Raw genomic sequence first — 6,554 nt, forward strand, 5'->3', positions numbered from 1 at the left:
AGTACGCCCACCGTGCCGAAGGCGTACAGCAAGGCCGGCAGCGCCGGGCCGGGGCTGCGTACGCGCCCCCGGCCGACGGCGTCACCAGTCGATGTGTGCGTTGATCCAGTCGACCAGGCCGTCCTCGTCGTCCGCGGAGGGCAGATCGGGGCCACAGCCGAGGGGGGTACAGGACAGCTGCAAGTGGGTGAGGTAGCCGTAGGGGCCGTTGTCGGCTGTCTGCCCGAGTATCAGGGCGTGAGTCGGGGTGCGCCAGATGCGGTGCGTCAGTTCGGGCCCGGTCATCACGGTCGCGGAGGACGAAAGCGTTCGCTCGGGGAGCGCTCCGAGGTGTTCGGTCACCGCCTGCGCGGCCTGCGTGAGGACGGCCTCACAGTCCTGGGCTGTGCACGGCCTGCGGCCGCTCCAGCCGGGCTGTTCCTGCCAGCGGTCCATGAGGCCGTACAGCCATGATTCGTTGGCCAGGCGTTCGTCGTGCGGGTCGACGGGGTACAGCTCTCCGAAGACCAGGAAGGTGCGCGCATCCGGGTCCCCGAACGGGCTGGCACCCTCAGAACACAGCACATGCTGGTCCGCGGTGCGGAAGGACTCACAGACCAGGCTTTCCTCCCAGCACCACCCCCGCCGCTGTACTTCGGCATCGACGGCGTCGAAGTCGTCGGAGACGTGAGACGCGGCCGGCAGATCCACAAGTTCGGCGACGGCCCCAACGGTCAACGGCCGGTGGGCAAGAGCATGTACAGGAAATTGCATGTGGAACACCCTAAACGTGGTGCTCCCGCTGCCCTGCCGGACCCCGAGCTCCGCCTCCCGAGCATGTCCCGCTCCGGCGATCGCATCGGATGCGCCGGGCCGTGGCGGGCACGGTCCGGCGCGGCCGGGCCGGATCAGGCCCCCTTGGCGGGAGCCAGTACCAGCCGGCCGCGTATCCCGCCCGCCGCGAGCCGGTCGTGGGCTTCGGCGGCGCGCTCGAGGGGGAGGACGTCGGCGACCCGTAGAGTCAGATCCATGGCGGCGAGCTCGGTCAGGGCGTGTGCGTCAGCGCTGATCCAGTGCTGGTGGACCCGGATGCCGCGCAACGGGAGCGGGGCCGACCCGCCGACCACCGTGGCGTAGGCGCCTTTGCTGCGGACGGCGGCCAGGGCGCGGATTCCAAGTCCTGCCGTGTCGAGCGCGCCGTCGGTGCCTCCCGGTACCAGGCGGCGGACATCGGCCGCGAGGTCGGACGCGTCACGGCCGACGATCCATTCGGCGCCGACGCTTCGAGCGAACTCCGCGTCGGCGGCGCCGGTCTGGGCGACGACGCGCAGGCCGCGCCGTGCCGCCAGTTCGACGGCGAAGCCGCCGACCGCCCCGCCGGCTCCGGTCACCAGCACGGTGTCGCCCGCGGCGAGGTCGAGCAGGTCGAGGGACTGGAGGGCGGTAAGGCCGTTCAACGGCAGCGTCGCCGCGGCTGCGGCCGAGGCGCCGGCCGGCGCGGGCGCGACGGCCGTGGCGTCCAGGACCAGGTATTCGGCGTAGGCGCCCAGCGGTACGTCGAGCAGGTCGCGCAGCCCGATCACCCGCTGCCCCGGCGCGAATGCCGTCACGCCCGCTCCGAGGCGGTCGACGACGCCCGCGGCGTCCCATCCGATGCCCGTGTGCTCGCGGGCGGCCATCAGTCCGGCTTCGACGAGCGCGCCGGAACGGGTGACCAGGTCGACGGGATTGACGGTCGCGGCCTCGACACGGATCCGCACCTGCCCGGGGCCGGGTTCCGGCAGTGCGACCGTCACCAACTCGAGTACCTCGGGCCCGCCGTAACCGCGGGCGACCACCGCCCGCATCTTCTCTTCAGCGATCATGTTGCACACCATAGGAACCGCTACTCTCCATCAGGAAGTACGCACTTCGGGGTGCGTACGGCACCGGAAGGAGAGCCATGCCCACCCGCACGGCCGCTCAGCGCCGGGCCGAGGCGAGCGTCACCTACGACGCGTACCTCGCCGAATGCCCCGCCCGGCAACTGCTGGACCGCATCGCCGACAAATGGGTCAGCCTCGTCGTCAACGCGCTTGCCGACGGGCCCCAGCGGTACACCGAACTGCAACGCCGGCTGGCGAGCGTGAGCCAGAAAATGCTCACACAGACTCTGCGTCATCTGGAACGCGACGGACTGGTGTCGCGGACCGTGATCCCCGCCGTCCCGGTCCGCGTCGCATACGAACTGACCCCGCTCGGCCGCTCACTGCTGCCGGTCATGCGCGCGATCAAGGACTGGGCGGAGGAGCACATGGACGAGGTGCGCGCCGCCCGCGTCGCCTACGACGCCCCGAGCTGACGGTCCGGTGACAGGGCTGCCTCCAGTTCTGCCAGTTCCGTCGCCTCGAGCTCGACCTCCGTGGCCTTGGCCGAGTCCTGGATCGAAGCCGGACGGCTGGCTCCCGGTACCGGGATGACCACTGGGGAGCGGGCCAGCAGTCAGGCCAGGGCGATCTGCTGCGGGCTGACGCCACGTTCGGCCGCGATGCGGTGGAAGACGGTGTTCGCGGAGGTCGGGCCGGACCGGCCGTCCAGGGAACTGCGGGAGATGCCGCCCAACGGGCTCCAGGGCAGGAAGGCCAGGCCGAGTCGGGTGCTCAGCTCCAGCTCGGGCTCGGCGTCGCGAACGGCGGGGGAGTACCGGTTCTGCACGGAGACGAGCGCGTCGCCGAGGATGGCGTGGGCCTCACGGATCTGGCCGGTGGTCACATTGGAGATCCCGGCGGCGCGGATGGTGCCGGCGTCGAGCAGTTCGCGCAGCGCGCCGACCGATTCCGCCCAGGGCATGTCAGGGTCGGGCTTGTGCAGCTGGTACAGGCCGATGGATTCCACTCCCAGGCGCTTGAGAGAGGCTTCGGCGGCGTGCTTGAGATGGGCGGGGGTGCCGGTGACGGTCCAGCCGCCGTCGCCGAGGCGGCCCCGGCCCCCCTTGGTGGCGACGAGGACGTCGGAGGTGTCGCCGCCGTAGCGGGCCAGGGCGCGGGCGATGAGGAGTTCGTTGTGTCCGCGCTCGTCGGCGTGCCAGTGGTAGCTGTCGGCGGTGTCGATGAGCGTGACGCCGGCGTCGAGGGCGGCGTGGACGGTTGCGACCGCTCGTTCCTCGTCCGGGCGGTGCTCGATGGACAGGGGCATGGCGCCCAAGCCGATCGCGCTGACCGTGATGCTTCCCAAGGGGCGGTACTTCATGTGCGTCTGTTCTCCAGTGTTCGTGCTGCTCAGATGTCCGTGTTGCTCAGAGTGCCGGGGTGGCGGATACAGCGAGGGCTTCGGCCACGGCGCCGGGCAGCCAGTCGGCGGTGCGGGAGAAGGTGAAGCCCAGCTGCTTCGCACGGGCGTTGCTCATGGCGTAGTGGCGGTCGAAGGAGAACGGCGAAGCCGCCTCGCCCGGGGCGGCGGCCCGGTACACCGGCTCCCGGCCGGTCTGAGCGTGGATCACGGCACTCAGATCGCGTACGTCGAACAGGCCGTCCGAGCAGGCGTTCACCGGACCGGTGAAGTCGGTGGCCGTGGCCGCCCACAACAGCAGGTCGGCCAGCTCCTCATAGTGGATGAAGACGGTGGGCAGCACCGCGGGGTGCACGATGAGCGGTCTGCCCTGGGTGATGTGCTCGACGTAGTGCGCCAGCCGGCCGGTGAACTCCTGCGCACCGCCACCGAGTACGTGGGCGCTGCGCACCGAAGCGAACGCGAACCCGCCGTGCTGAGTGAAGGCGGCCTCCGCCTGGCGCTTGCCCTCGGCGTAGTGCGCTTCCAGGTAGGCGTCGTCGCGCCAGGGCAGATCCGTGCTCACCTGCCACATGGCGGGGTCCACGGTCTCTTCCGGCACCGGTGTGCCGTGCGGGATGAAGGGCAGCGCCGCGGTCGACGGGTCGTAGACCTCGATGGTGGACGTCATGACGTACCGGCGGGTGCGGCCCTGGAAGGCGCGGGCAGCGATCGCAGCCTGCACCGGGGTGTAGCAGACCTGGTCGATGACCACATCGAAGGTGCGGGAGGCGAGGGCGACGGTGAGGGCGGCCTCGTCGTCGCGGTCGACGACGAGGTGCTCGACGCCGTCCGGCGGCGGCGTCGAGCCACGGTTGATCACGGTGACGTGGTGTCCGGCGGCCTGCAGGCGCTGGACCAGGAGCCTGCCGAAGTACCTGTTTCCGCCGATGACGCAGATGCTTTGCATGGCTTCATCCTGCGCGCCTACAGTCACCAGCAGAAGTGCCGACTTAGTGGAAACGTATTAAGGAAAACTGTTGATCGATGTGCAGCGGCTCCGCGTCCTTCGGACGGTGGCGGAGCACGGCAGTTTCAACCGGGCGGCGGCCGCCCTGCGCCTCACCCCCTCGGCCGTCTCCCAGCACGTCGCGGCCCTGGAACGCAGCCTCGGCGCGCGGGTCGTGGAACGCAGTACCCGAGGGGTGACCCTCACCCAGGCCGGCCGGATCATGGTGGGGGCCGCGGAGTCGGTCGCCGCGGAGCTCACGCACGCCAAGCGGCAGGTCGACCGGCTGGGCACCGGCCGTACCCAGTTCACCCTCGCCACGTTCACCAGTGGCGGCCGACTCCTGCTGCCCGGCGCCCTCACCCGCATGACGGCCGCCCATCCCGGCACCGTGGTCCACGTCAGGGAGGCCGAGCCCGAGGACAGCCTGCCCCTGGTCCGCCAGGGTGCCGTGGATCTCGCGCTCGCCTACCACTTCGACGGGCCGCTGCCCGGCCGGCCGGGCCAGAGCTCCGACGTGGAGTGGACCGCACTGATGGAGGACCCCCTGCACGTCGTCCTCCCCGAGGCGCACCCCTTGGCCGACCGCCGGGCGATCGACATCGCCGAGCTGGCGGACGAACCCTGGGTGCTCGGCTGCCTCAAGACCGAGGCCTACCTGTCTCGTTACGCCGAGCGCGCCGGTTTCGACCCGGAGGTACGCGGCACGACGACCGACTACTTCTTCGCCCGCTCGCTCGTGGCGGCGGGCATGGGCGTCTCGCTGGTCCCCTCCATCGCGCTGACCCCGGAGTTGCCGGGCCTGCGGGCCGTTCCGATCAATCCGCCGGCCCCGACCCGGCACATCGGCGTCGCTGTGCTGCGCCGCCGCGGTCACCCCTTGGCGGCGACGCTGATCCAGGCCCTCCAGGAGCAGGCGGCAGCGGCCGTCGAGAGATGACCTCCCGACCGCCGAGACGACGCGTTGGCGACGGTTCGGAGCGGAGCCCCACGCCGGCCGTAGGCGGCACTCTGCGGAGAGCAGGGCCTTGCAAACGCGGGGCGGTGCGGCCGTCGGCCGGGATTCCGGCCGACGGCCTGAGGGGGCCATGGGGCGCAGGGCGATACGAACCCGGCCCACGGTCCCGGCCCGGGGCTGTTCACTACCTGAACAGACGGTCACCGCTGTTGGCCATGCGATGGGTGGCGCTGTGGCGGTTCACCCAGTCACGGACAAGGTTGATGGCGTTGGCGCACTGCCAGCTGTTGTCGTACTCGCGCACTCCGGTGAAGGCGCCGTAGCCGGCGATGATGCCGTCCACACGCGCATCGCCCAGCAGTTTGTCGACGTACCAGGGATCGTTGTAGGTGGTCGTCCAGGACAGCGTGGCCGCGAGCCGTCCCGCGGCACGGTCTCCGGCGCCCTTCTTCAGTTCCGCGCATGTGTTGCGGGCGGCTTCCGTGCAGTTGCCGAACCCCTTGGTGATGTCGGAGTCGCCGTAGTCCATCACCCGTCGACCGGCCGGGAACCCGGAACCGGACCGGTTGAAGGCGCCCAGGACCTGATCGCGAGTCCCGGTCGTCGTGATGCCCTCGAGTTTGCCGAGCTTGCCTTCCAGGCTCTTCCAGCCCCTGCCGCCGACGTCCGGGGTGCTGCCGCCGTGGTACTCGTAGAACCCGTAGAGCACCTGGATCCCGGCAGCCGCCAGCCGCTGCGCCTTGTCGCGCAGTCCGGCGACGCTGCACGTACGGTTCGGCGCTTCGCCGCAGTAGTTCGGGTCCTTGATGTCCAGCCAGACCAGGCTCAGCCGGCGCCCTGCTTTGGCGTTGGAGAGGATGCGGTCGATCATGCTGTCGAAGCTGGGGCCCCGCCGGTTTTCACCGGCCGAGGAACAGTCGTGGTAAGCGCGCCATTCGTTCGGGTTCCACCAGGCGCAGACGTCGATCTCGATGGCGTTGGCGCCATGGTTGAGCGCGGCGTCCACGCCGTCCAGGGTGTCGACCCGGTGCGCGATGGCGTAGATCGCTTGACGCTGATCGGCAGCTGCCGCCGGGGTCGTACCGAGAGCGGTGGCACCGACGATCCCGCACAGTGCCGCCATCAGCGCCAGTAACTTCCGCGGGCCGGTGCCATGTCGAAGGTGAGTGGTCAAGAAGGTACTCCTTCGTGTCGGTGTCCTGAAGCGGACAATCGATCTCACCAACTGAGCTTTGACATACGATAAATGGTCGGTCAATGCATCCGGGTAAGGGCGGACCACGGGCGGCAGACAACCCTTTCCGCTCACTCCGGGCTTTGCCTCGGTCGCCGTCCACGGGGCTTGCTCATGCTGTCGAGGAC

6 protein-coding genes and 1 pseudogene are annotated in these 6,554 nt (G+C 70.2%); 2 read left to right on the forward strand and 5 right to left on the reverse strand.

Annotated features, from left to right (window positions below):
- Positions 1-81 precede the first annotated feature (81 nt).
- A complete protein-coding gene (locus J1792_RS34965) occupies positions 82-753 on the reverse strand; it encodes a hypothetical protein (protein ID WP_242647071.1) in 672 nt (223 codons plus the stop codon).
- A 134-nt stretch (positions 754-887) separates the two neighbouring features.
- Positions 888-1,844, reverse strand: a complete 957-nt coding sequence (locus J1792_RS33720) for an NADP-dependent oxidoreductase (protein ID WP_242647072.1) — start codon at positions 1,842-1,844, stop codon at positions 888-890.
- A 77-nt stretch (positions 1,845-1,921) separates the two neighbouring features.
- Here J1792_RS33720 and J1792_RS33725 point away from each other — a divergent pair, with 77 nt between their 5' ends.
- Complete coding sequence (locus J1792_RS33725; RefSeq protein ID WP_086566283.1) at positions 1,922-2,320, forward strand: winged helix-turn-helix transcriptional regulator; 399 nt, start codon at positions 1,922-1,924, stop codon at positions 2,318-2,320.
- Here J1792_RS33725 and J1792_RS33730 read toward each other — a convergent pair.
- Together J1792_RS33730 and J1792_RS33735 are read right to left on the reverse strand one after the other, a co-directional pair.
- Positions 2,302-3,207, reverse strand: a pseudogene (locus J1792_RS33730) (aldo/keto reductase). The gene J1792_RS33725 and the pseudogene J1792_RS33730 overlap by 19 nt on opposite strands.
- Before the next feature lie 46 nt (positions 3,208-3,253).
- Positions 3,254-4,195 (reverse strand): NAD-dependent epimerase/dehydratase family protein, encoded by a 942-nt coding sequence (locus J1792_RS33735; protein WP_207249007.1) that lies wholly within the window; start codon positions 4,193-4,195, stop codon positions 3,254-3,256.
- A 70-nt stretch (positions 4,196-4,265) separates the two neighbouring features.
- On the opposite strand from J1792_RS33735, the gene J1792_RS33740 reads away from it, so the two are divergent.
- Positions 4,266-5,174 carry a LysR family transcriptional regulator gene (locus J1792_RS33740; protein ID WP_086566280.1) on the forward strand — a complete coding sequence of 303 codons (909 nt, stop codon included), beginning with the start codon at positions 4,266-4,268 and terminating at the stop codon, positions 5,172-5,174.
- Between the two features lie 202 nt (positions 5,175-5,376).
- On the opposite strand, the gene J1792_RS33745 is transcribed toward J1792_RS33740, so the two are convergent.
- Positions 5,377-6,366, reverse strand: coding sequence for a PI-PLC domain-containing protein (locus J1792_RS33745; RefSeq protein ID WP_242647073.1), 990 nt, complete (start codon positions 6,364-6,366; stop codon positions 5,377-5,379).
- Between the last annotated feature and the right edge of the window lie 188 nt (positions 6,367-6,554).

It is taken from the genome of Streptomyces triculaminicus, from assembly GCF_017349075.1.
In the GTDB taxonomy this organism is placed as follows: domain Bacteria; phylum Actinomycetota; class Actinomycetes; order Streptomycetales; family Streptomycetaceae; genus Streptomyces; species Streptomyces triculaminicus.

Coding starts and splice junctions, on each gene's coding strand:
- J1792_RS33725 (WP_086566283.1), top strand. CDS start 1,922: ATGCCCACCCGCACGGCCGCTCAGCGCCGGGCCGAGGCGAGCGTCACC.
- J1792_RS34965 (WP_242647071.1), bottom strand. CDS start 753: ATGCAATTTCCTGTACATGCTCTTGCCCACCGGCCGTTGACCGTTGGG.
- J1792_RS33735 (WP_207249007.1), bottom strand. CDS start 4,195: ATGCAAAGCATCTGCGTCATCGGCGGAAACAGGTACTTCGGCAGGCTC.
- J1792_RS33720 (WP_242647072.1), bottom strand. CDS start 1,844: ATGATCGCTGAAGAGAAGATGCGGGCGGTGGTCGCCCGCGGTTACGGC.